This window comes from Pseudomonas sp. ICMP 561 (assembly GCF_002699985.1).
GTDB classification, from domain to species: domain Bacteria; phylum Pseudomonadota; class Gammaproteobacteria; order Pseudomonadales; family Pseudomonadaceae; genus Aquipseudomonas; species Aquipseudomonas quasicaspiana.
The window spans coordinates 24,276-46,118 of the sequence record NZ_LKBT01000009.1 but is presented as its reverse complement, the minus strand read 5'-3'; the positions used below and the strand labels follow the sequence as shown (position 1 = coordinate 46,118).

Annotated in this window: 24 protein-coding genes and 1 other RNA gene; 13 read left to right on the top strand and 12 right to left on the bottom strand. The window is 57.5% G+C overall.

What is annotated here, in order from left to right:
• Positions 1 to 6 precede the first annotated feature (6 nt).
• A complete protein-coding gene (locus AO242_RS08500) occupies positions 7 to 474 on the bottom strand; it encodes a sn-glycerol-3-phosphate transporter (RefSeq protein WP_257153399.1) in 468 nt (155 codons plus the stop codon).
• A 380-nt stretch (positions 475 to 854) separates the two neighbouring features.
• On the opposite strand from AO242_RS08500, the gene AO242_RS08495 reads away from it, so the two are divergent.
• Positions 855 to 1,529, top strand: coding sequence for a gamma-glutamylcyclotransferase (locus AO242_RS08495; RefSeq protein ID WP_099268373.1), 675 nt, complete (start codon positions 855 to 857; stop codon positions 1,527 to 1,529).
• A gap of 93 nt (positions 1,530 to 1,622) precedes the next feature.
• On the opposite strand, the gene glpT is transcribed toward AO242_RS08495, so the two are convergent.
• Positions 1,623 to 2,960, bottom strand: a complete 1,338-nt coding sequence (gene glpT, locus AO242_RS08490) for a glycerol-3-phosphate transporter (RefSeq protein WP_099268372.1) — start codon at positions 2,958 to 2,960, stop codon at positions 1,623 to 1,625.
• Positions 2,961 to 3,231: 271 nt separating this feature from the next.
• Between glpT and AO242_RS08485 the strand changes: the two genes are divergently transcribed.
• Together AO242_RS08485 and AO242_RS08480 are read left to right on the top strand one after the other, a co-directional pair.
• A complete protein-coding gene (locus tag AO242_RS08485) occupies positions 3,232 to 3,867 on the top strand; it encodes an energy transducer TonB (RefSeq protein ID WP_099268371.1) in 636 nt (211 codons plus the stop codon).
• Between the two features lie 23 nt (positions 3,868 to 3,890).
• Positions 3,891 to 4,517, top strand: a complete 627-nt coding sequence (locus AO242_RS08480; RefSeq protein WP_099268370.1) for a TonB family protein — start codon at positions 3,891 to 3,893, stop codon at positions 4,515 to 4,517.
• Positions 4,518 to 4,593: 76 nt separating this feature from the next.
• Here the strand turns inward: AO242_RS08480 and AO242_RS08475 are convergent, their stop codons facing one another.
• Positions 4,594 to 5,571: an NADPH:quinone oxidoreductase family protein gene (locus AO242_RS08475; RefSeq protein ID WP_099268369.1), complete on the bottom strand. Its 978-nt coding sequence runs from the start codon at positions 5,569 to 5,571 to the stop codon at positions 4,594 to 4,596.
• 133 nt (positions 5,572 to 5,704) lie between these two features.
• On the opposite strand from AO242_RS08475, the gene AO242_RS08470 reads away from it, so the two are divergent.
• A complete protein-coding gene (locus AO242_RS08470) occupies positions 5,705 to 6,118 on the top strand; it encodes a flagellar basal body-associated protein FliL (protein WP_027898174.1) in 414 nt (137 codons plus the stop codon).
• 3 nt (positions 6,119 to 6,121) lie between these two features.
• On the opposite strand, the gene AO242_RS08465 is transcribed toward AO242_RS08470, so the two are convergent.
• On the bottom strand, positions 6,122 to 6,571 hold the full coding sequence (locus tag AO242_RS08465) for an EVE domain-containing protein (RefSeq protein WP_099268368.1): 450 nt from the start codon (positions 6,569 to 6,571) through the stop codon (positions 6,122 to 6,124).
• A 195-nt stretch (positions 6,572 to 6,766) separates the two neighbouring features.
• On the opposite strand from AO242_RS08465, the gene AO242_RS08460 reads away from it, so the two are divergent.
• Positions 6,767 to 6,919 (top strand): hypothetical protein, encoded by a 153-nt coding sequence (locus AO242_RS08460; protein ID WP_049826714.1) that lies wholly within the window; start codon positions 6,767 to 6,769, stop codon positions 6,917 to 6,919.
• Positions 6,920 to 7,039: 120 nt separating this feature from the next.
• On the opposite strand, the gene AO242_RS08455 is transcribed toward AO242_RS08460, so the two are convergent.
• From AO242_RS08455 to AO242_RS08440, 4 genes are all read right to left on the bottom strand, one after another.
• Positions 7,040 to 7,642 (bottom strand): 5-formyltetrahydrofolate cyclo-ligase, encoded by a 603-nt coding sequence (locus AO242_RS08455; RefSeq protein ID WP_099268367.1) that lies wholly within the window; start codon positions 7,640 to 7,642, stop codon positions 7,040 to 7,042.
• Between the two features lie 111 nt (positions 7,643 to 7,753).
• Positions 7,754 to 7,932, bottom strand: a non-coding RNA gene (ssrS, locus tag AO242_RS08450) — 6S RNA.
• Between the two features lie 30 nt (positions 7,933 to 7,962).
• Positions 7,963 to 8,292, bottom strand: a complete 330-nt coding sequence (locus AO242_RS08445; protein ID WP_027902405.1) for a cell division protein ZapA — start codon at positions 8,290 to 8,292, stop codon at positions 7,963 to 7,965.
• Positions 8,289 to 8,498 carry a TIGR02449 family protein gene (locus tag AO242_RS08440; protein ID WP_027902404.1) on the bottom strand — a complete coding sequence of 70 codons (210 nt, stop codon included), beginning with the start codon at positions 8,496 to 8,498 and terminating at the stop codon, positions 8,289 to 8,291. The genes AO242_RS08445 and AO242_RS08440 overlap by 4 nt, the downstream gene beginning before the upstream one ends.
• 160 nt (positions 8,499 to 8,658) lie before the next feature.
• Here AO242_RS08440 and AO242_RS08435 point away from each other — a divergent pair, with 160 nt between their 5' ends.
• The 8 genes from AO242_RS08435 to gcvH all read left to right on the top strand — a co-directional run bounded on the left by AO242_RS08435 (position 8,659) and on the right by gcvH (position 17,739).
• Positions 8,659 to 9,216 carry a YecA/YgfB family protein gene (locus AO242_RS08435; protein WP_027902403.1) on the top strand — a complete coding sequence of 186 codons (558 nt, stop codon included), beginning with the start codon at positions 8,659 to 8,661 and terminating at the stop codon, positions 9,214 to 9,216.
• A 76-nt stretch (positions 9,217 to 9,292) separates the two neighbouring features.
• Positions 9,293 to 10,636, top strand: a complete 1,344-nt coding sequence (gene pepP / locus AO242_RS08430) for a Xaa-Pro aminopeptidase (protein WP_027902402.1) — start codon at positions 9,293 to 9,295, stop codon at positions 10,634 to 10,636.
• Positions 10,633 to 11,820, top strand: coding sequence for a 2-octaprenyl-6-methoxyphenyl hydroxylase (gene ubiH / locus AO242_RS08425; RefSeq protein WP_099268366.1), 1,188 nt, complete (start codon positions 10,633 to 10,635; stop codon positions 11,818 to 11,820). Before pepP ends, ubiH begins: the two co-directional genes overlap by 4 nt.
• Before the next feature lie 58 nt (positions 11,821 to 11,878).
• Positions 11,879 to 13,093 (top strand): 2-octaprenyl-3-methyl-6-methoxy-1,4-benzoquinol hydroxylase, encoded by a 1,215-nt coding sequence (locus AO242_RS08420; RefSeq protein WP_176560592.1) that lies wholly within the window; start codon positions 11,879 to 11,881, stop codon positions 13,091 to 13,093.
• A 212-nt stretch (positions 13,094 to 13,305) separates the two neighbouring features.
• Positions 13,306 to 14,307 carry an extracellular solute-binding protein gene (locus tag AO242_RS08415; protein WP_099268364.1) on the top strand — a complete coding sequence of 334 codons (1,002 nt, stop codon included), beginning with the start codon at positions 13,306 to 13,308 and terminating at the stop codon, positions 14,305 to 14,307.
• A gap of 146 nt (positions 14,308 to 14,453) precedes the next feature.
• Positions 14,454 to 16,070: an ABC transporter permease gene (locus tag AO242_RS08410; RefSeq protein ID WP_099268363.1), complete on the top strand. Its 1,617-nt coding sequence runs from the start codon at positions 14,454 to 14,456 to the stop codon at positions 16,068 to 16,070.
• 156 nt (positions 16,071 to 16,226) lie between these two features.
• Positions 16,227 to 17,309: a glycine cleavage system aminomethyltransferase GcvT gene (gcvT, locus tag AO242_RS08405; protein ID WP_099268362.1), complete on the top strand. Its 1,083-nt coding sequence runs from the start codon at positions 16,227 to 16,229 to the stop codon at positions 17,307 to 17,309.
• 46 nt (positions 17,310 to 17,355) lie between these two features.
• Complete coding sequence (gcvH, locus tag AO242_RS08400) at positions 17,356 to 17,739, top strand: glycine cleavage system protein GcvH (RefSeq protein WP_027901290.1); 384 nt, start codon at positions 17,356 to 17,358, stop codon at positions 17,737 to 17,739.
• A 59-nt stretch (positions 17,740 to 17,798) separates the two neighbouring features.
• On the opposite strand, the gene AO242_RS08395 is transcribed toward gcvH, so the two are convergent.
• The 4 genes from AO242_RS08395 to AO242_RS08380 all read right to left on the bottom strand — a co-directional run bounded on the left by AO242_RS08395 (position 17,799) and on the right by AO242_RS08380 (position 21,745).
• A complete protein-coding gene (locus tag AO242_RS08395; protein WP_027901291.1) occupies positions 17,799 to 18,122 on the bottom strand; it encodes a DUF2388 domain-containing protein in 324 nt (107 codons plus the stop codon).
• Positions 18,123 to 18,310: 188 nt separating this feature from the next.
• The gene (locus AO242_RS08390; RefSeq protein ID WP_099268361.1) at positions 18,311 to 18,754 is read right to left on the bottom strand and encodes an NfeD family protein; all 444 of its coding nucleotides are present in this window, start codon (positions 18,752 to 18,754) and stop codon (positions 18,311 to 18,313) included.
• A gap of 10 nt (positions 18,755 to 18,764) precedes the next feature.
• The gene (locus AO242_RS08385) at positions 18,765 to 19,685 is read right to left on the bottom strand and encodes an SPFH domain-containing protein (RefSeq protein WP_027901293.1); all 921 of its coding nucleotides are present in this window, start codon (positions 19,683 to 19,685) and stop codon (positions 18,765 to 18,767) included.
• Positions 19,686 to 19,963: 278 nt separating this feature from the next.
• Positions 19,964 to 21,745 carry a GspE/PulE family protein gene (locus tag AO242_RS08380; RefSeq protein ID WP_027902033.1) on the bottom strand — a complete coding sequence of 594 codons (1,782 nt, stop codon included), beginning with the start codon at positions 21,743 to 21,745 and terminating at the stop codon, positions 19,964 to 19,966.
• Positions 21,746 to 21,843: the final 98 nt, after the last annotated feature.

The window sequence follows — 21,843 nt, the reverse complement described above, 5'->3', positions numbered from 1 at the left end:
ACGCTGTCAAAAGCGCAAACCTACGTTAAGCATCGCAGCGGAAGCCCCCAACAGGACGGCTTCCGCGACGACAGGCCCAAAGTTGATTCCCACTCCAGGAATGATCACAGGTGCTACGCCGTAGCGATTCAGCGGAATCTTGTCACGGTACTCGCCCCGGTAGCCATGCAGCAGACCACCTGTGACTTTCAGGTAAACAGCGGGAAACCGGCTGCTGTTGAAGCGCTTGCCCACATAGCCATACACGGAACGTTGCGCGAACGAGTTGCGAAAAGCAGCGCCGCCATAGACCAGTCCTGACGCCTCGTTACGCTCAAGTCCGATAAGGTTTTGGCGGTTGTTATGCTCTGGCGAGGGCGAGAAATGCCTCGTGTACACACTGGTCTGCACGACCCAAAAGCCTTCCCTGTCCGACTTCGCCTGTACGTCAGCCGTTGCTTGCAGGGCCCCAGCGCCCAGCGCTAAAAGCGACATCACCTTTATAACCGCATCTACTTTCATGCCCGGATCTACTGCTTATGACTTTGAGGCTGGGCGTTATACGACTCGGGTGGTTGACTCTGTAAGCGGAATGATCCCAATGTCATGTAGGAATCATCCTTAAATTAAACGTGACCATTACACGTCGTTCATCGGGAAGATTCCGCAAATCCGTTAGGGGTTAACTTGCATGGATTGCTAATTGCATTGTTTTTTTAATTAAATAGATGCAACTGTTTCAGCCGTGAAACGTGATCGCCCGTCGGCCTGGTCATCAAGCCGGGGCACGTCATCGATTTATCTAAGCTCGCGTTGCAGCGCGTCACTCACTCAGATCCGCTACAACTGGCAGCGTACAGGCCAGGGGAGCCCGAATGGAGAATCAAATCAACAGCTTGTCAGCGGCCGTTCACGACAGTCTGGGGCTGACGTATCCACCCGTTATCGATCTGGGTCCGCAGCTGACCCGCGAGCAGTTGATGCTCTCGATGAAACAAACCATGGAACGCCACGAGGGTGGGCCGGTCTGGCTATTTGCTTATGGATCACTAATCTGGCGGCCCGAGTGCACAGCCATAGAGCGCCAACGCGGACGCATTCATGGTTACCATCGCGGTTTGTACCTGTGGTCGCACGAGCATCGAGGAACGCCGGAAATGCCGGGGCTGGTCTTTGGTCTGGATCGCGGCGGCTCCTGCAGTGGCTTTGCCTACCGCTTGCCGGAGGACAATCTTGAAGAATCGCTGCTTGCCCTGTGGCAGCGAGAAATGCCCTTCCCTTCCTACCGCCCACATTGGCTCAGCTGCCGCCTTGCTGACGGCCGACGGGTTCAAGCGCTCGGATTTGTGCTGGAGCGACATCTACCCAGTTACGCAGGCAATTTGCCGGACAGCGTACTCAGTCAGGTGCTGGCCAGCGCCAGCGGGCGCTACGGCACCACGCGCGACTACGTCGAACAAACCGCCAACGCACTGCGCATTCACGCCATGCCGGATCTGAATCTGGAGGCGCGATTAAGGCGCTGCGGGGCGGATTGCCAGGTGGTGTAGACCGGTAGGAGCGAACTTGTTCGCGAGACGATATTCCTGATTACGCAGAACCGACGCCTCGCCAACAAGTTGGCTCCTACCGAACAGGACAACTTAGCGCGACGTACTCGCTACCTGCTTATGCCACAACGTCGGCAGCAAGAAGACGATAGACAGCACGCAAGCACCGATCAGCAAGACAAACCCGCCATCCCAACCGAAGTGGTCAACGGTGTAGCCCATTGCTGCACTGGCGGCGACCGAGCCACCCAGGTAGCCGAACAGACCCGTAAAGCCTGCCGCTGTACCCGCTGCTTTTTTTGGTACCAACTCAAGTGCTTGCAAGCCGATCAACATGACCGGGCCGTAGATCAGGAAGCCGATGGAGACCAGCGCGATCATATCGACGGTCGGATTACCCGGCGGATTCAGCCAGTAGACCAGTGTCGCAACGGTCACCAGAACCATGAACACCACGCCCGTCAGGCCGCGGTTGCCTTTGAAGATCTTGTCCGACATCCAGCCACACAGCAGCGTGCCCGGAATACCGGCCCACTCATAGAGGAAGTAAGCCCACGACGTCTTGTCGACCGTGAAGTGCTTGGCTTCTTTCAGGTAGGTCGGCGCCCAGTCCAGCACGCCATAGCGGAGCAGATAAACGAACACGTTAGCCAAGGCGATGTACCACAGCATTTTGTTGCGCAGCACGTACTTGACGAAGATTTCCTTGGCAGAAAATTCTTCTTCGTGGCTGGCATCGTAGCCTTCCGGATAGTCGTTCTTGTAGTGCTCGATGGGTGGCAAACCAACCGATTGCGGGGTGTCACGCATGGTCGCGAAAGCAAACACTGCAACCAGCAACGCCACCGCGGCAGGCACGTAGAATGCTGCGTGCCAGTCGTTGGTCCAGCCCAGGCCCAACAGGAACAGCGGACCAATCAGACCGCCCCCCACGTTGTGCGCCACGTTCCAAACCGACACCACACCGCCGCGCTCTTTCTGCGACCACCAGTGCACCATGGTCCGTCCGCTCGGCGGCCAGCCCATGCCCTGCGCCCAGCCGTTGACGAACAACAGAATGAACATGATCGTCACGCTGGACGTCGCCCAGGGCGCGAAGCCGAATATGAACATCACGCCCGCCGACACCAGCAAACCGAAAGGCAGGAAATATCGTGGGTTGGAACGGTCGGAAACGATGCCCATCAGGAACTTGGACAAGCCGTAGGCAATTGCAATGGCCGACATCGCCACACCCAGCTGTCCACGGGTATAACCCTCATCGATCAGATAAGGCATCGCCAACGAGAAGTTTTTACGAAGCAGGTAGTAACCGGCGTAGCCGATAAAGATACCCGCGAAAATCTGCCAGCGCAGACGTCGGTAGGTACTGTCGACCTTTTCTTCAGGCAGGGGCGCCTGATGTGCGGCGGGACGGAAGAAAGCAAACATCGAGAGACTCCATTTTTTATTTTTCTGCGCGAAAGCGAATATTACATTTTCATTACAGAAAAAAGCACTGCTTCTCGTCCGAGAATTTGTAGGAGATGCGGAGTAGGTCGTGTTGTTTTATGAACATGCCCTCAATGTGTAACTGAATACGAATTTTTAGGATCACTCCTACAGCCGTATCGGAAGTCGCGGGGTTCTGCTCCTACGCAGCAGGCACCTACCATCGCAGCCTGCAGGGCCACCCCGCGCCCGTGACCGCTAGAGGTAGGTAGTGAAGTTATTCGTGTTTATTTTGATTGGCTGGTTTTCCACGGGTGTCTTGGCAAGCGACGCCCTGCTCATCCCCATTTCCAGACCGAACCCTGAATATCCTCAGGAACTGGTGAAATCGCATTACACCGGTAAGGTGCTGATCAACCTGACCATCAGCGCTTTCGGCACGGTGCAGGGTATAAGAGTCATCGAGAGTAGCCACCCCAAACTGTCCGAGGCAGCCCTGCGCGCCATCGTCAAATGGCGCTATCAGCCATGGGAGGTTGCTGAAGGCAAGCCCGGCAACGTCAGCATCGTCGTCCCGATTCTCTTCGGCGCTCGCGGCATTGAGCCGTTTTCGAAGGAAATAACCGTCGGCCTGGAACATACGCTCTGCGCGTATCTCAACTACGAGGCCAATACCAGCAAGCTCGATTACCCAAAGGATCCCCTGAACAAGATTGATGTGTTCTGGCACACACGCCAGTACCTCGCCGGAAGCTACGTCGCTTATCAGGTGGCGCAACCGGAGAAGCGCGCTGTGTTGTTTGCAGAACTTGAGAGCGCCATTCCAAGAATCATCAAGGAATGCAGGCGAAATCCGGATGCTAGATATGCGGATTATTTACCTCAGCAGATTCGGACGCTGTTGTGATCGTCAGTCCAAAGGATTTCAACATGCGCATTTTCCTGATTCTCGTGAGCCTCTCATTGTCGCTCACCACACAGGCAGCCACTTCCTACCCAAAACCCCTATATCTGCCTCATGCCGAATACCCCGAGGAAATGCTCAGGAACAAAGAGGGTGGGAAGGTCAAGGTTCGACTATTCATCAACGCCAACGGCACAGTGTTATTCAAAGACATCGTCAAGGCTTCAGACCCGCGGCTCGCCGAAGCAGTGAAGCAAGTGGCACCAACCTGGCGCTTCACTGCCTGGACACCGCCTGTAGATAAACCTGACGGTGAAAGTATTCTTTTGAGTTACGACTTCGATGCTCAGACACCCAATATCTCGAGCCTCAGCGCTAACGTCGAACTGAAGAAACTGCGTTGCAGTCAGCTAAATAACGAGTTGATCTGGACTCGACACAGCCTCCCCGTCGAGGAAGCAAAAACATTTCGTGACACCCGAAATTACCTGCTCAACGGAGCCGTGATCAGCGCGTTCGTAGCGGAAGAGGAAAGGCAGACATTAATCAACGATTTCGACATGGCAAAACCCGCGATTATTGAAGGGTGCAGGGAAAATCCCCGAGCGTTTTATGCTGACCTGTTGCCAATGCAGCTGAGGGAGGTGTTGTAGCTCAAGAACATCCGCCAACCGATCACGGCGGCGGATGCTCTATGCAGACTTCAGTGCATCAACTCACACTGCATACTTACCGAACTACTACAACCACCTTCCCAACCGCCCGCCTCTCCCCCAACGAATCAATCGCCAACCCCGCCTCCTCCAGCGGAAAAACCTTCGATACCAACGGCTTCAACTTGCCCTGCGCATACCAACCAAACAATTGCTGGAAGTTCGCGACGTTATCTTCCGGCTGACGTTGCGCAAATGATCCCCAGAACACGCCGATCACGGCAGCACCTTTCAACAGTGCGAGGTTGACCGGCAGTTCGGGAATGCGGCCGCTGGCGAAGCCGACGACCAGCAGGCGGCCGTTCCAGGCGATGGAGCGGATGGCCTGATCGAAGAGGTCACCGCCGACGGGGTCGTAGATGACGTCGACGCCGTTGCCGCTGGTGAGGCGTTTGATTTCCTCTTTCAGATTGGCTTCGCTGTAATTGATCAGCTCGTCTGCGCCAGCCTGTTTGACAACGGCGAGCTTTTCCGCAGAGCTGGCCGCGGCGATAACGTGGGCGCCCATGGCTTTGCCGATTTCAACAGCGGCCAGACCGACGCCCCCCGAAGCCCCGAGCACTAGCAAGGTTTCGCCGGCTTGCAGGTTGGCGCGTTGTTTAAGCGCGTGCATGGAGGTGCCGTAGGTCATGCTGAAAGCGGCGGCGGTATTGAAGTCCATGGCGGGCGGCATGGGTAATACGTTGTATGCGGGTACGGCGACTTGCTCGGCAAAGCTGCCCCAGCCGGTGAGAGCCATCACTCGGTCGCCGACTTTGAGATGGCTGACTTTTTCGCCAACCGCAGCGACAACACCTGCCGCTTCTCCACCTGGGGAAAAGGGAAATGGCGGTTTGAATTGGTACTTGCCTTCGATGATCAACGTATCGGGAAAGTTGACCCCGGCGGCATGCACATCCAGCAGGATTTCGTTCTTCTTGATTTGCGGGCTGGCGATGTCTTCAAGGACGAGGGTTTCGGCGGGGCCGAACGCTTTGCACAGCAAGGCTTTCATCGGACTATTCCTTTTGGATTTGTGGCCGATACGTTCAGGTATGTAGATTTTCGGGTCAATGAGCATGATCCGCCCTGATACTCATGCATAAGCTCAAGTAAGCTAGGCGGCAAACCGGATAAAGGAGTGGACTGTGAAAGCGTGGATCTTGATGTTGTTGGCCTTGTCGTTGCCAACCATGGCGCTGGCGAATGAAGAAGCGGCCAAAGAAGGTGAGGCGCCCAAGGTTGCCTATGTATCCCTGACACCACCTTTCGTGGGCAATTACGCACTGGATGGCGGCCCGAAGCTACGCGTCTTCAAGGCCGATATCGCTCTGCGAGTGACCGGTCCGGAAGCACAGGCTGCGGTAAAGCGTAATGATCCGTTGATCCGCAACCAGTTGGTGGCGCTGTTTACTCAGCAGACCGTCGACACCATGACCAGTGCCGAAGCCAAAGAGAAGCTGCGTCAGGAAGCGCTCAAGCAGGTTCAGCAAGTCATGAATGACGAAGAAGGCAAGCCGATCGTTGAAGATTTGTTGTTCAACAACTTCATCGTTCAGTAACGGTTAACGCAATGCCAGGATCGCCGCCCACTGTTCGGCGGTCACTGGCATGACGGACAGGCGAGTGCCCTTCTGCACCAGTGGTAACTCCTCCAGCGCGCTTTGCTGCTTCAAATAACCCAGGCTGAGTACTTTCGGGAAGGCTTCAACGAAAGCCACATCGACTGCGCTCCACTGATTTTTGTCAGCAGTGGCCTTGGCATCGCAATAGTGACTCTTCGGATCCAGCGCAGTCGGATCCGGATACGCTGCCTGGGTGATGCGCGCAATCCCGGCAATACCGGGCTCCGGGCAACTGGAGTGGTAAAAGAAGAATTCATCGCCAACCGCCATGTCACGTAGAAAATTACGCGCCTGATAGTTGCGAACACCGTCCCAGCGCGCGGTGCCAAGCTTTTTAAGGTCAGTGATAGAGAGCTCATCGGGCTCTGATTTCATCAGCCAGTAGGCCATATTTGTTGCTCCTGAAATGTGCCGCGGACAAGTTGTCAGACAGTTTTATGACAAACCGACAGTCGGCTGGCGTCAACGTTTGCGTGTGAGCACGTGTTGTCGCAAAATGCCGGGATTTTAAGCTCCACGCTGCTGCACGGCCTATACAAAAAACCGATGCTGACATCGTATTGATTTGCCTAAGGAGGGCAGTCAATGAAACGCAAGCCGGATTTACTTTGGATTTTGGTTATTTTGTTCGGCTTGGGTGTCGTCACTACGGGTTATGCGCAAAGTTTATGGGCCAGCAAGACTGATGCACCGGTCGAGATCACTCAACAGCAGCAGAAGTATCCTTCGCGACACTAACTTGCCGTGATCCCCATAGGAGCGCGCTTGCCCGCGATGCGTATTTCCAAACAAAATATTCATTGCCTGACCTGACGCTATCGCGGGCAAGCGCGCTCCTACAGTTCGAAAGCCCGGATCTCAAACCAGATACCAGCGCTTATCCGACACTGTGCCATCCAGCGGCACATCCCAACTGGCTTGCGCCAGACGCTCAACCTTCTGACACTCATGGGCAAGCCCAAGCAATACAGGCTTTTGCCAGGCTTTTATGCGTGAGCGATACGCCAGACTGCGATCGTAGAAGCCGCCGCCCATACCCAAGCGCCCGCCTTCATCATCAAAACCTACCAACGGCATCAGGATCAAATCCAGCGCCCAGATTTTGCGCTGTTTCGCCGGATTGACACGCGGCTCTGGAATGCGGAAGCGGTTGGGTTTGAGTTTCTCCCCGGGCTTGAACCGCTGGAACACCATCTTGGTTCTAGGCCAGGCGCTGAGCACAGGAAGATAAGTGGCTTTGCCGCGTTTCTGTGCGGCGCGCAGTAATAGCCGCGGATCAATCTCGCCATCCATGGGCAGGTAAAGCGAGATGTGCCTGGCGCGACGAAACAGGGGATGTTGAGCCAGTTGACGATAAATGCCGCGTGCCGCTTCGCGCTGTTCACTGGCGCTCAAGGCGCGGCGAGCCTGACGTAATTGTCGGCGCAATTGCTGGCGTGTGAGCGGTGCGTCACTGGTCATGAGCGGCGGGACATGCAGACTGATCCATCACGGTTGAACCAGGATCGAGGACGCCAGGGCGACGACCTCGTGGACAGTGTTGTCGAATGAAACCGGCAACACTCAGAATTGAGACTCCCCGACGAACCGCTGTCGGTGTAGCCCTTGAACCCGAAAGTTCAAGGTGGAGATTGCAGGAGGTTTTAAGGCTTTCCGTCGAGCGGACATGCACACCAACCCCAACGTGCAACCCCCGTGGTTGTGCGTATCGGCTCAGGGACATGACCGACTGGCAAGCACTCCAGGGAGCGGCGCAAGTATACCGAAACTTGTGAGAAATTTCAGCCCCGAGGCGCATCCGGAGGCAAATCGGAGTCTGTGGCAAGCACCAGATCAACGCGATCCAGCAGGTCGCGGACCTGTTCGCGAGTTGAGCCACTGGCCTGCAGGTCGGGCAAATCCTGCTTATGGAGCAAATCGTGAGTAATGTTCAACGCGGCCATCACAGCGATCCGGTCGGCACCGATTACTTTGCCGCTGCTGCGGATTTCACGCATCTTGCCATCCAGATAACGCGCGGCGCTGACCAGATTGGTGCGCTCTTCCTGAGGGCAGATGATCGAATATTCTTTGTCGAGGATCTGTACGGTGACGCTGTTGCCATTGCTCATGAGTCTTGCTCCAGGGCCTTGAGGCGCGAAATCATTGTCTCGACCTTCTGCCGGGCGATTTCGTTTTTTTCAATCAAATGAGCGCGTTCTTCGCGCCACGACTTTTCCTGAGCTAATAGGAGTCCGTTTTGGCGTTTTAGTTGCTCGACTCGAGTGATCAGTAATTCCAGTCGGGCCATCAGCGCTTGCAGGTCGGTGTCTTCCATTGGTTCCCACTGAATACTTTCTGATGAGTGGCACAGGAGCTGGCTTTACGCCACGGCCTCTGAAGCGCCGCCTACGGCCGTGTAGATGATCTTGTGGCCCGGATAGTCTAGGATACAAGCCTTCATTCTAGACACTGAGCCGATTGGCGACTAGCTACCCATGCCCATTCAGAATTCCCCGTACAAAGCATTCGCCACCCTGCTCAGCAGCAGCGGTCATCCTGTCTCTCCCGCTGAACTGCACGGCTTGTTGCTGGGCCGCAGTTGCGCCGGTTCCGGCTTCGATTCCGGTGACTGGTTGAACGACGCGGCAGAGTTGCTTGAGTCCGTCCCCGAAGACAATGTTCGCCAGGCCCTTATCGGCTTGCAGGAAATGGTCAAAGGCGAACTCACCAGTGACGACATGACCGTTGTTCTACTGCTCCCGAGTGACGACGAGCCGCTTGCCGAGCGCGCCATCGCGCTGGGCCAGTGGTGTCAGGGCTTCCTCACCGGTTTTGGTCTGACTGCCGGAGACACTGCCTTGAGTGCCGAAGCCATGGAAGTATTGCAGGATCTGGCGGCCATCGCTCAGGTGCAGGACGCGCTGGAAGAGTCCGACGACGGCGAAAGCGATTACATGGAGGTCATGGAATACCTGCGCGTCGCACCGCTGCTGTTGTTTACCGAGCTGAACAAAGCCACTAAGCCTGCCGAGCCAAAACCTTCGTTGCATTGATCCTTCATCGCCGCTTTCGCGACCATCGCCCATCCGGACGATGGTCGCGGCGCTTAAAAAGGGAACCTGCCTGCCTATGATCCACATCCCAAAGTCGGAATACGCTCGTCGACGCAAGGCTTTGATGGCGCAGATGGAACCCAACAGCATCGCCATTCTGCCCGCTGCCGCCGTGGCGATACGTAATCGCGACGTCGAACATGTGTATCGTCAGGACAGCGACTTCCAGTACCTGAGCGGCTTCCCGGAACCTGAAGCGGTGGTGGTGTTGATACCCGGCCGTGAACATGGCGAGTACGTGCTGTTCTGTCGCGAGCGCAATCCTCAGCGTGAACTGTGGGACGGGCTACGCGCCGGGCAGGAGGGAGCCATCCGCGACTTCGGCGCTGACGACGCGTTTCCGATCAACGATATCGACGATATCCTTCCCGGCCTAATCGAAGGCCGTGACCGGGTTTACTCGGCCATGGGCAGCAACGCGGAGTTTGATCGGCACCTGATGGAGTGGATCAATGCGATCCGCTCCAAAGCCCATCTGGGCGCTCAGCCGCCAAACGAATTCGTTGCCCTGGATCACCTGCTCCACGACATGCGTCTGTATAAATCGGCGGCAGAAATCAAAGTGATGCGTGAAGCTGCGAGGATTTCCGCCCGCGCTCACGTTCGTGCGATGCAAGCCTGTCGCCCCGGGTTGCATGAGTTCAGCCTCGAAGCCGAGCTGGATTATGAATTCCGTAAAGGCGGCGCGAAGATGCCTGCCTACGGCTCTATCGTTGCTTCGGGCCGCAACGCCTGCATCCTGCACTACCAGGAAAACGATGCGCTGCTCAAGGATGGCGATCTGGTGATGATCGACGCGGGTTGCGAGATTGACTGTTACGCCAGCGATATCTCCCGGACCTTCCCGGTCAGCGGCAAGTTTTCTCCTGAGCAGAAAGCAATTTATGAGCTGGTGCTCAAATCTCAGGAAGCTGCGTTTGCGGCCATTGGCCCGGATAAACACTGGAATCAGGCACACGAAGCAACTGTCCAGGTCATTACCGAAGGTCTGGTGGAACTGGGCTTGTTGCAAGGCGATGTGGATGAGCTGATCGCCAACGAAGCCTACAAGGCTTTTTACATGCACCGCGCAGGGCATTGGCTGGGGATGGATGTACATGACGTCGGCGACTACAAGGTCGGCGGCGAATGGCGGGTACTGGAAGTCGGCATGACCCTGACGGTCGAGCCGGGTATCTATGTCGCCCCTGACAATCAGCAGGTTGCGAAGAAATGGCGCGGTATCGGTATAAGAATCGAGGATGACGTCGTGGTGACCAAAAAAGGCTGTGAAATTCTTACCGGTGACGTACCCAAAACCGTCACGGAAATCGAGGCATTGATGGCCGCAGCCCGCAATCAACCGGAATTTGCTGCATGAGCCGTTTCAATCTGGCAATCGTCGGCGGTGGCCTGGTCGGCGCCAGCCTCGCCATGGCTTTGCAGGCCGGCGCGAAGGAGCGCGGCTGGAAGATCGTATTGATCGAGCAGTTCGCTCCTGGTGACACGTATCAGCCGAGCTACGACGCCCGCTCTTCGGCGTTGTCCTTCGGTGCTCGACAAATCTACGAGCGCCTTGGCCTGTGGCAAGCCATCGCCCGCCGCGCCGAGCCGATCCTGCAGATTCAAGTGTCTGACCGTGGTCGGTTCGGGTCTGCGCGCCTGTCGGCGATGGAGGAAGGCGTACCCGCGCTGGGTTATGTGGTGGAAAACGCCTGGCTGGGCCAATGCCTCTGGCAGGGCCTGGACAAAGACGTGGTCAGTTGGCGCGTCCCGGCCGAAGTCAAACACATGCAGGCGCTGCCAGATGGTTATCGCCTGTTGCTTGACGACGAAACCGAACTGGAATGTGATCTGGCGGTTCTCGCCGACGGTGGCCGTTCGAGCCTGCGCGAACAACTGGGTATCGGGGTTCGTCAGCGCCCTTACAATCAGAGCGCACTGATCGCCAACATCACGCCGAGCGAAGCCCATTGCGGTCAGGCGTTCGAACGCTTCACCGATGAAGGGCCAATGGCGCTGTTGCCGCTGCCGGAAAACCGTTGTGCGCTGGTCTGGACGCGTAAGGGTTCGGATACTCAACGCTTGCTCGAACTGGACGACCGCAGTTTTCTCAACGAACTGCAGAGCGTGTTCGGCTATCGCCTCGGCACGCTGCAACAGGTCGGGGTGCGGCATGTGTATCCGCTGAACCTCATCGAAGCGGAAGAACAAGTCCGCTCACATCTGGTCGTACTGGGTAACGCTGCGCACAGCCTGCACCCGATTGCCGGTCAGGGTTTCAATCTGTCGCTGCGGGATGCACACGCATTGGCGCAGACGCTACTGGCCAGCGATACGCTGCCGGGTGACCTGCCAACGTTGCAGCTGTATCGCGAGCAACAGCGACTGGATCAACAGCTTACGGTCGGCTTTTCCGATCAGGTCACGCGCCTGTTTGGCAGTAATGAGCCTCTTATCGCAGCGGGTCGTAACATCGGTTTGCTGGGCCTTGATCTGTTGCCTCCGGCCAAGCGCTGGTTCGCGCGTCAGGCCATGGGCCTGGGGACTCGTCCCAATGTTTGATTTACGTTTTGTCACTCACCGGCTTACGCCATCAGCGGGAACGATTTAAAGCATGGAAATCCGCGCAGATCTCCTGATTGTCGGGGCCGGAATGGTCGGCAGCGCTTTGGCACTGGCCCTGCAGGGCAGCGGCTTGAACGTTATCGTGGTCGATGGCGGTCCGCTGAGCGTCAAGCCATTTGACGCTCAGGCGATGTTCGAACCCCGGGTCAGCGCGTTGTCCGCGGCCAGCCAACGGATTCTGCAGCGCCTGGGCGCGTGGGAAGGCATCGCCAGTCGGCGCACCAGCCCTTACGGCGAAATGCAGGTCTGGGATGGCAGCGGCACGGGGCAGATTCACTTCTCGGCAGCCAGCGTCCACGCCGACGTGCTCGGGCATATCGTAGAAAACCGCGTTGTTCAGGACGCCCTGCTGGACCGTCTGCACGACTGCGATATCGGCCTGCTGGCCAACGCGCGACTGGAGCAAATGCGGCGCTCCGGAGATGACTGGCTGCTGACACTGGCTGACGGTCGTCTGCTGCGTGCGCCGCTGATCATTGCCGCTGACGGTGCCAACTCTGCGGTTCGGCGTCTGACCGGTACTCAAACCCGGGAATGGGATTACCAGCATCACGCTATCGTGACCAGCGTGCGTACCAGCAACCCGCATCGCAAAACGGCATGGCAGCGTTTTACCGACAATGGCCCACTGGCGTTCCTGCCGTTGCAGCGTGAAGGCGAGCATTGGTGCTCCATTGTCTGGTCAGTCACCCCAAAAGAAGCCGAGCGGTTGACGGCTCTGGACGATGATGCGTTCTGTCGCGAGCTTGAACAGGCCTTCGAAGGCCGTCTGGGTCCTGTGCTGGCCGTCGACCCTCGGGTGTGCGTACCACTGCGTCAGCGCCACGCCAAGCGTTATGTCGCTGAAGGTCTGGCCTTGATCGGCGATGCCGCCCACACCATCCACCCGCTGGCGGGGCAAGGGGTGAATCTCGGATTTCTCGACGCGGCAGTGCTGGCCGAAGTGCTGCTGCACGCCCATGAGCGTGGCGAACGACTGGCCGATGTGCGCGTGCTGAGCCGCTTCGAGAGGCGACGCATGCCTCACAATCTGGCGCTGATGGCCGCTATGGAAGGTTTCGAGCGGCTGTTTCAGGCCGACCAGTTGCCGCTGCGCTGGCTGCGCAATACAGGACTGAAAATGGTTAACCAGATGCCGGAAGCCAAGGCGACCTTTGTGCGCCAGGCGCTGGGACTGAGTGGGGACTTGCCGGATTTGGCGCGTCTCTGAGTGCAACCATCTGATCTGTAGGACTGGCTTTAGCCGGGAGGAGGCCAGCAGGCTCAAAGCATTTGTTTCTACAGGAATACTGCCCTCCCGGCTAAAGCCGGTCCTACGGATCCAAAAAACCTAACCAGCAACATTCTGTTACTCGTCTATCCAGACTTGGCAAATGGGATTCACTACCATTTCGCCTCATTTTGCGAACGCGAGACCTCTCCATGCAGGCAAGCAAGCGTCTTCTGGCTGCTTTGACACTGACAGTGCTCGGCAGCACCGCACAGGCTGCCGATGAGGTAGTGGTTTACTCATCCCGGATTGATGAGCTGATCAAGCCGGTGTTTGATGCGTATACCGCCAAAACCGGCGTAAAGGTCAAATTCATCACCGACAAGGAAGCGCCGCTGATGCAGCGCATCAAGGCCGAGGGCGAAAACGCCACTGCCGACCTGCTGCTCACCGTCGATGCGGGTAATCTCTGGCAGGCCGAGCAGATGGGCATTCTGCAGCCGTTCACCTCTCCGGTGATCGACGCCAACATTCCTGCGCAGTATCGCTCGTCGACCCACAGCTGGACCGGCCTGAGCCTGCGCGCCCGGACCATCGCCTATTCAACTGATCGTGTTAAGCCCGAAGAGCTGACGACCTACGAAGCCCTGGCTGGCAAGGACTGGGAGGGTCGTCTGTGCCTGCGCACAGCTAAAAAGGTTTACAACCAGTCGCTGACTGCCACGCTGATTGAAACCCATGGTGCCGAGGCCTCCGAGAAGATCCTCAAGGGCTGGGTGAACAACTTGTCCACCGACGTGTTCTCTGATGACATCGCGGTGCTGGAAGCGATTAACGCCGGTCAGTGCGATGTCGGCATCGTCAATACTTACTACTATGGCCGACTGCACAAGGAAAATCCTGATCTGGCAGTGAAGCTGTTCTGGCCGAACCAGTCAGACCGCGGCGTACACGTGAACTTGTCCGGTATCGGCCTGACCAAATATGCTCCGCACCCGGAAGCCGCCAAGGCCATGGTCGAGTGGATGACTGGTCCTGAAGCACAGGCGATCTTCGCGGGCACCAATCAGGAATTCCCGGCCAACCCGAAAGTCGCCCCATCCGAAGAAGTCGCGAGCTGGGGTCAGTTCAAGGCTGATACCATTCCGGTCGAAATTGCGGGCAAGCGCCAGGCCGAAGCGATCCGCATGATGGATCGGGTGGGCTGGAATTGATCGCAGCCTGACGCCTGCCGATGTAGGAGCGCGCTTGCCCGCGATAGCGTTTATTCAGCCGAAGAGTTTTCGACAGAAAGATAGCTATCGCGGGCAAGCGCGCTCCTACAGGCCCATGTCGTAACCATGCTTTTAAGGTCCATCCCTTGGCCCATCCCGCCCAACGCCGCTGGTATCCACTGGTCTTCGCCATCGCTGCATTGGTGCTGCTGCCGCTCAGCGTCTTGCTGCTGTCGTGGCAAACCATCGACATGCAGATCTGGTCCCACCTCTGGGAAACCCAGATGCCACGCCTGCTGGGCAATACGCTGACACTGGTGTTGGGAGTGGGCATCGGGGTCACGCTGCTGGGCGTCAGTCTGGCCTGGCTCACCAGCCTGTGCGAATTCCCCGGTCGACGCTGGCTGGATTGGGCGTTGATGCTGCCGTTTGCGATTCCCGCCTATGTACTGGCGTTTGTGTTCGTCGGGCTGCTGGATTTTGCAGGCCCCGTACAGACTTTGCTTCGCGAGTGGTTCGGCACCGGGCTGCGACTGCCACGCGTACGCTCCACCGGCGGCGTGATCATCGTGCTGGTGTTGGTGTTCTACCCGTACGTCTATCTGCTCGCGCGCACAGCGTTTCTTGCCCAGGGCAAAGGCTTGATGGAAGCCGCCAGAGTGCTTGGCCAAACACCTTGGCAAGCGTTCTGGCGCGTCGCATTGCCCATGGCACGCCCGGCCATTGGTGCGGGTGTGGCATTGGCACTGATGGAAACCCTCGCCGATTTCGGCGCGGTGTCGGTGTTCAACTTCGATACCTTCACCACCGCGATTTATAAAACGTGGTACGGCTTCTTCAGCCTCTCCAGCGCAGCACAACTGGCCAGCCTGTTGCTGCTGGCGGTGATGATCGTGCTCTACGGCGAACGCCGAGCCAGAGGTGCGAGCCGGGCGACCAACGAAAGGCCTCGGGTCAAAGCGCTTTACCACCTTCGCGGACTCAAAGCGGCGGCTGCCAGTTGCTGGTGTGGACTGGTGTTCATCTGCGCCTTCGCGGTCCCGCTGTTGCAACTTATTGTCTGGGTCTGGCAACGCGGGCGCTTTGATCTGGATGAGCGTTATACCGGGCTGATCCTGCACACGTTGTATCTGGGCGGCATCGCCGCGCTGATTACCGTAAGCGTGGCACTGGTGTTGGCGTTTGCCCGCCGTCTGGCACCGACCCCGGCGATCAACTCCGGGGTTGGCCTGGCCAATCTGGGCTATGCACTGCCAGGTTCAGTGTTGGCCGTTTCTATCATGCTGGCTTTCAGTTATCTGGATCGCGTACTGGTCATTCCGGTTTCCGGCTGGCTGGGCGGTGCAGGCAAGCCTTTGCTGCTGGGCAGTCTGGCTGCGTTGCTGCTGGCTTATCTGGTGCGTTTCATTGCCGTAGCCTACGGGCCGCTTGAAAACAGCCTGTCACGCATCCGCCCTTCCCTCCCGGAAGCGGCACGCAGTCTGGGTGTCAGTGGGCCACGATTGTTTTTCAAGGTGTATCTACCGCTGCTGGTCCCTGGCGCACTTAGTGCAGCGTTGCTGGTGTTCGTCGATGTGCTCAAGGAAATGCCCGCCACCCTGCTGATGCGCCCGTTCGGCTGGGACACGCTGGCGGTGCGCATCTTCGAGATGACCAGCGAGGGCGAATGGGCCCGCGCCGCCCTGCCCGCGCTGACGCTGGTCCTGGTTGGTCTGTTGCCAGTCATCGGTTTGATCCGACGCTCGGCCCGCCAATTTCGTTAGGTGCGGGTCTACAGCCTTGCGGCTACAATGCGCCGCAATCGGTGTGGTCTGTCAGACTGTTCGACATGTTGCTATTTGCTCCAAACCCCGAAACACAGGGGGCATGTCAGCGTTTTTGCCTGTCCGCACCTTCGCCACGCCCGGAAGGAGAAACCCATGGGACAGCGCACGCCGCTTTTTGACCTGCATCTCGCCCTGGGCGCGAAGATGGTCGATTTTGGTGGTTGGGACATGCCGTTGCATTATGGATCGCAGGTCGAGGAGCACCATCAGGTGCGCCGGGATTGCGGTGTGTTCGACGTCTCACACATGCATGTGATTGATGTAACCGGCAGTCAGGCAAAAACCTGGCTGCAGTATTTGCTCGCCAATGATGTCGACCGGTTGAAGGATGTGGGGCAAGCGCTTTACAGCGCGATGCTCGACAACGACGGCGGGGTTATTGACGACATGATCGTTTACCTCACTGACAGCGGTTATCGTCTGGTGGTCAACGCGGCTACCGGCGACAAAGATCTCGCCTGGATGTTTGTGCATCTGAATGACTTCGATGTGCAACTGAACAAACGTAATGATCTGTCGATGCTGGCCATTCAGGGACCCCACGCCCGCGCCAGAATTGCCGAGCTGGTCACCGCCTCCCGTGCCGAACTGATCCGCCAGCTCAAGCCGTTTGAAGGGCGCGAAGACGCCAACTGGTTTATCGCACGTACCGGCTACACCGGCGAAGACGGCCTGGAAATCATTCTGCCGTCTGAACAGGCACCTGGTTTTTTCAACGATCTGGTGGGCGCTGGTATTTCTCCAATCGGGCTGGGCGCACGAGATACCTTACGCCTTGAAGCAGGCATGAACCTGTATGGGCAGGACATCGACGAGCAAGTCACGCCTCTGGTAGCTAACATGGCCTGGACTATTGCCTGGGAGCCTGCCTCCCGCAAGTTCATCGGCCGTGCCGCTCTGGAAGCCGAACGCGCACGCGGTGTTGGCTCCAAACTGGTTGGTCTGGTACTGGAAGAGCGCGGCGTTTTGCGCGCTCATCAAGTGGTGCGCATCGCAGAAATTGGCGAAGGAGAGATCACCAGTGGTAGTTTCTCTCCTACGCTGAGCAAGTCGATTGCCTTGGCACGCGTGCCAATGGCCACTGCTGACCGTGCCGAAGTCGAAATTCGCGGCAAATGGTACCCGGTTCGCGTGGTGAAGCCCGCGTTTGTACGTCATGGCAAAGCCCTGATCTGAATTTTCCTGGCGGGTTTACCGCTGACCCGATGTTGAGGATGACTAAATGAGCAATATCCCCGCCGAACTGCGTTTTGCTGAAAGCCACGAATGGGCAAAGAAGGAAGGTGACCTGATTGTCGTGGGCATTTCTGACCACGCTCAGGAAGCACTGGGCGACGTGGTGTTCGTTGAACTGCCGGAAATCGGCAAAGTCTTCGCCGCTGGTGATGCTGCGGGTGTCGTTGAATCGGTGAAAGCCGCTTCCGATATCTATTCGCCGATTGCTGGCGAAGTCGTCGAAGTCAACGAAGCACTGGGCGACGCGCCAGAATCGTTGAACAACGACTCTTACGGTGCATGGATTTTCAAAATCAAGCCAAGTGCTGCCGATGCTGATCTGGCGAAACTGCTGGACGCTGCAGGCTACAAGGCAGCTATCGGCGAGTAAGCCGAACAGCCAGCCATAAAAAATGCCGCTCAATGAGCGGCATTTTTTTTATCTCTAAATTACTGGTTTTCAGCAACCAGATTCTTGGCCAGGATGGCGTTGGCCAGATCCATGTCCGAAGCATTCAGGCCTGGGTTCTCGCTGCGAACCTGCTGGATGGCAGCTTCCAGGAAGGGACCACGGATGCCGCCGTCGCTGGCAACAAAGCTGCCTGCGTCGTCTTGAGCAGCAACGATCAGTTTGTGATCCTTGAAGGTCAGGTAAGTGGAGCCGGTAGTGGCGCCAGAAGAAATGACATCACGCCAGAACCCAGCGTCAGCCATTGCTGAACCAACCGGGAGAGAAAGCAGAGCAAACGTGGCGACAGCGAGCTTGAGACGCATGATGAGGTACTCCAACAGTGATTGTTCTGAAACTGTTGGATAACGGGAGTGATGCGGTAGTTCCGTGGTGGATGCGACGACGCCTTTAGTAGCGCGCTTGCCCGCGATAGCAGTCTTCCAGATAGCACACCGGTGCCTGACTCAACGCTATCGCGGGCAAGCGCGCTCCTACAGGGGTCAGGTGTTATTCAAAGCGCCTCAACCCGCAATATCGCCCCATCCTGGCCGATCACCCGTACCTGACTACCGACCGGGGTATCAGGCCCGTTCACCAGCCAGACGCTGTCGCCAACCTTGATCTTGCCCCGCCCATCGACAATCTCGTTCTGAACGGTAAACACGCGACCGATCAGTTCCTGGCCGCGCATGTTCAGACCGGGCTGATCCGAGGGTCGGTTCACCGTGCGCTGACGTCGCCACCAATACAACGCGGTCAGCACCGAGGTCACCGCAAACAGCAGGAACTGAAAAGTCCAGATCATCCCTGGAATGATGAATGTCATGACCCCTACCGCTGCAGCCGCCACGCCCATCCACAGCAGATAGCCGCCCGCGCCGAATACTTCGAGAATCAGCAAGATGGTGCCCAGCCCAAGCCAGTCCCAGAACGACAGGTTTTGCAGGTATTCCATAGGGCGTGCCTCAGGACTTCTTGCTGTCGAAGGTAGCTTTGACGATTTCGCCGATACCGCCCACAGCGCCAATGACCTGACTGGCCTCAAGAGGCATGAGGATAACTTTGCTGTTGTTGGCTGAAGCCAGTTTGCCCAGTGCATCGATGTACTTTTGCGCAACGAAGTAATTGACCGCCTGGACATTGCCGCTGGCAATGGCCTCGGACACCACCTGAGTGGCGCGTGCTTCTGCTTCGGCCTGACGCTCACGCGCTTCAGATTCGAGGAACGCCGCCTGACGACCACCTTCAGCCTCAAGAATCTGCGCCTGCTTCTTGCCTTCGGCAGTCAGAATCGCCGCCGCTCGCAGGCCCTCGGCTTCGAGGATTTGCGCGCGCTTGATCCGCTCGGCCTTCATCTGACCACTCATCGCCGCCATCAGGTCGTCAGGCGGGCTGATGTCCTTGATTTCGATACGGGTGATCTTGATGCCCCACGGGGCCGTCGCTTCATCCACGGTACGCAGCAGGCGCTCGTTGATGTTGTCACGCTGGCTGAGCATCGCGTCCAGCTCCATGGAGCCAAGCACAGTACGGATGTTGGTTTGCAGGAGATTGCGAATGGCATGTTCGAGGTTGTTCACCTCGTAAGCCGCTTGCGCGGTGTTAACGACCTGGAAGAAACACACAGCGTCGATTTGTACCGTCGCGTTGTCAGCCGTGATGACTTCCTGAGGCGGGATGTCGAGCACGCTTTCCATGACATTGATCTTGCGTCCGATGCGATCCATCACCGGCACGATGATGTTCAGGCCCGGCTTGAGGGTTGTCGTGTATCGACCGAAGCGCTCGACCGTCCATTGGTAGCCCTGCGGCACAACCTTGAAGCCCATGAATACGATGGCGATCGCCAGCGCAACGAAGAGTAAAACCACACTGCCCAGTTGCATAACATTTCCCTGTTGGTTACGAACGTTTATCAGGGGGCTATTTAGTCAGACTTTGGCTACAGAAAGCCAATGATTCAAAGGTATATTGGTTCTGGATATGAGTTATTTCTTAAGAGCGGCGCTATCCATTGGGACCGAATTTATTCGGGAAGGCGGTATTTCAGGAGATAAATAGCCTGCGGATGTACCGCCCTCTTCGCGAATGAATTCGCTCCCACCGGGATTGGATTTGCGAGCCTAAATCGGATCTCACACCGCGAGCCGCGCTCCAGGCGACCTCAGCGCTGTTCGCTCTGCGGCGTCACGCGTAACACTTCTTCAAGTGTAGTCAGCCCCGCCGAGACTTTCTGTGCGCCGGACAAGCGCAAGCTGCGCATACCCTCTTTGAACGCCTGGCGACGCATCGCGGTAAGGTCAAGGTCGGCGCTGATCAAACCTTGCACGCCATCGGACATCAACATGATCTCGTACACCCCGGCACGGCCACGGTAGCCGGTGTCACGGCACTCCACGCAACCTACTGCCCGGTGCGCGCCGGCCGGCACAGGCGCTTGCCATGGTCGGGTCAGGCTCTGCCAGTCGCCCTCATCCAGTTGCACCGGTGCCTTGCAGTGCGGACACAGAGTTCGCACCAGTCGCTGAGCCATGACCCCAAGAATGGTTGCCTTGAGCAGGTAATGCGGGACGCCAAGTTCCAGCATCCGGCTGATCGCACTGGGTGCGTCGTTGGTGTGCAGGGTCGAGAGCACCAAGTGACCGGTAAGCGCGGCCTGAATCGCCATCTCCGCAGTCTCGAGATCACGAATCTCGCCGATCATGATGATGTCCGGGTCTTGCCGCATCAACGCACGAACACCGCTGGCAAACGACAGATCGATGTTGTGCTGAACCTGCATCTGATTGAACGCGGGCTCGACCATCTCGATAGGGTCTTCGATGGTGCACAGGTTGACCTCAGAGGTCGCGAGCATCTTGAGCGTGGTGTAAAGCGTGGTGGTCTTGCCAGAACCGGTCGGCCCGGTGACCAGAATGATGCCGTTGGGCTGACGGGTCATGCCTTCCCAGCGGCGCAGGTCGTCGCTGGAGAACCCGAGCTGGTCGAAGTTTTTCAGCAGTACATCCGGATCGAAGATCCGCATGACCATCTTTTCCCCGAACGCCGTCGGCAGTGTTGAAAGCCGAAGCTCAACCTCGCCGCCATCAGGGGTGCTGGTTTTAACCCGGCCGTCCTGCGGCTTGCGCTTCTCGGCAACATTCATGCGACCAAGGCTTTTCAGGCGACTGACGATAGCCATGGTCACTTGCGCGGGGAACTGATAAACGTTGTGCAGCACGCCGTCGATGCGAAAACGCACCGTGCCCTGCTCACGGCGGGGCTCGATATGGATATCACTGGCGCGCTGCTGGAAAGCGTACTGGAACAACCAGTCGACGATATTGACGATGTGCGCGTCGTTCGCATCGGGTTCCTGGTCACTGGCACCCAGCTTGAGTAACTGTTCGAAGTTGCCCATGCCACTGATTTTCTGATCCGTCGCGGCAGCGCCGCTGACGGACTTGGCCAGCCGATAAAACTCAACGGCCAGCCGCTGAATATCGACCGGATTGGCCACCACACGCCGTATTGGCAGTTTCAGCACGTGGGTCAGGTCAGCTTCCCAGCCATGCACATAGGGCTGCGCGCTGGCGATGGTCACTGAGTCGTGATCGACCGCCACCGCCAGAATCTTGTGACGCTGCGCAAAAGCGTAAGACATCAAGGGCGTGACCGAAGCGACCTTGATCTTCAGCGGGTCGATGCGCAAATAAGGCTGCCCGCTTTGGGCCGCGAGCCAGGCAGTCAGGGTTTCCAGATCCAGCTTGCGCCCCGGTCGCTTGAGGTCGTCGAGCTGTTGCGCAGCGATAAACTCAAGCGGATGCAGTTGCAGGTTCGCGGCACTGCGCCTGTGGGTCAGTGCAATCTCGGCACTGTTCTGATCGATAAACCCTTCAGCGACCAGATCGCGCAGCAGATCATTCAGATCCAGCCAACGATCCTGTGATGAGGCGTGAACTGACATGCGGATTCCTTTGGACAATTCGGCTCAAACGAACCAAGCGTAGCCCCCAGCGTGTCAGTTATTTCGGCATATGCGTACACATGAGTTACGTTTTTTTT

Coding starts and splice junctions, on each gene's coding strand:
- AO242_RS08500 (WP_257153399.1), bottom strand. CDS start 474: ATGTCGCTTTTAGCGCTGGGCGCTGGGGCCCTGCAAGCAACGGCTGAC.
- AO242_RS08495 (WP_099268373.1), top strand. CDS start 855: ATGGAGAATCAAATCAACAGCTTGTCAGCGGCCGTTCACGACAGTCTG.
- glpT (WP_099268372.1), bottom strand. CDS start 2,960: ATGTTTGCTTTCTTCCGTCCCGCCGCACATCAGGCGCCCCTGCCTGAA.
- AO242_RS08480 (WP_099268370.1), top strand. CDS start 3,891: ATGCGCATTTTCCTGATTCTCGTGAGCCTCTCATTGTCGCTCACCACA.
- AO242_RS08475 (WP_099268369.1), bottom strand. CDS start 5,571: ATGAAAGCCTTGCTGTGCAAAGCGTTCGGCCCCGCCGAAACCCTCGTC.
- AO242_RS08465 (WP_099268368.1), bottom strand. CDS start 6,571: ATGGCCTACTGGCTGATGAAATCAGAGCCCGATGAGCTCTCTATCACT.
- AO242_RS08460 (WP_049826714.1), top strand. CDS start 6,767: ATGAAACGCAAGCCGGATTTACTTTGGATTTTGGTTATTTTGTTCGGC.
- AO242_RS08455 (WP_099268367.1), bottom strand. CDS start 7,642: ATGACCAGTGACGCACCGCTCACACGCCAGCAATTGCGCCGACAATTA.
- AO242_RS08445 (WP_027902405.1), bottom strand. CDS start 8,292: ATGAGCAATGGCAACAGCGTCACCGTACAGATCCTCGACAAAGAATAT.
- AO242_RS08440 (WP_027902404.1), bottom strand. CDS start 8,498: ATGGAAGACACCGACCTGCAAGCGCTGATGGCCCGACTGGAATTACTG.
- AO242_RS08435 (WP_027902403.1), top strand. CDS start 8,659: ATGCCCATTCAGAATTCCCCGTACAAAGCATTCGCCACCCTGCTCAGC.
- pepP (WP_027902402.1), top strand. CDS start 9,293: ATGATCCACATCCCAAAGTCGGAATACGCTCGTCGACGCAAGGCTTTG.
- ubiH (WP_099268366.1), top strand. CDS start 10,633: ATGAGCCGTTTCAATCTGGCAATCGTCGGCGGTGGCCTGGTCGGCGCC.
- AO242_RS08415 (WP_099268364.1), top strand. CDS start 13,306: ATGCAGGCAAGCAAGCGTCTTCTGGCTGCTTTGACACTGACAGTGCTC.
- gcvT (WP_099268362.1), top strand. CDS start 16,227: ATGGGACAGCGCACGCCGCTTTTTGACCTGCATCTCGCCCTGGGCGCG.
- gcvH (WP_027901290.1), top strand. CDS start 17,356: ATGAGCAATATCCCCGCCGAACTGCGTTTTGCTGAAAGCCACGAATGG.
- AO242_RS08395 (WP_027901291.1), bottom strand. CDS start 18,122: ATGCGTCTCAAGCTCGCTGTCGCCACGTTTGCTCTGCTTTCTCTCCCG.
- AO242_RS08390 (WP_099268361.1), bottom strand. CDS start 18,754: ATGGAATACCTGCAAAACCTGTCGTTCTGGGACTGGCTTGGGCTGGGC.
- AO242_RS08385 (WP_027901293.1), bottom strand. CDS start 19,685: ATGCAACTGGGCAGTGTGGTTTTACTCTTCGTTGCGCTGGCGATCGCC.
- AO242_RS08380 (WP_027902033.1), bottom strand. CDS start 21,745: ATGTCAGTTCACGCCTCATCACAGGATCGTTGGCTGGATCTGAATGAT.